At 73.5% G+C, this 343-nt stretch carries 1 protein-coding gene; it reads left to right on the top strand.

The window, feature by feature from the left end:
- Positions 1 to 52: 52 nt before the first annotated feature.
- Positions 53 to 343: hypothetical protein (locus AC507J_RS32390; RefSeq protein WP_496294386.1), on the top strand; the 291-nt coding region annotated here is incomplete at its 3' end.

Raw genomic sequence — 343 nt, 5'->3', positions numbered from 1 at the left:
CACCGACGGGTTCGGGGTGTTCGTGGAGTGCAGCCCGCACCCCGTGTTGGCGATGGCCGTGCAGGATGCTGCCGAGTCTGCGGTGGTGGCGGGCACGCTGCGCCGTGACGAGGGCGGTTGGGACCGGGTGCTCACCTCGGCCGCCGAACTCTGGACCAACGGCGTGCCGATCGACTGGCCCGACGTCGGCGGTCGGGTCGTCGACCTGCCCACCTACCCGTTCCAGCGGGAGCGCTACTGGATCGACGCCACCGACGCCGGTGACCCGACCGGGCTGGGCCTGACCGACGCCGACCACCCCCTGCTCGGCGCGGCCACCACCGTCGCCGGCACACACCGCCTG

Source organism: Micromonospora sp. PRAS1, assembly GCF_059553435.1.
Note: the sequence above shows the minus strand (reverse complement) of the source record. Positions and strands in the feature narration are given on the sequence as shown.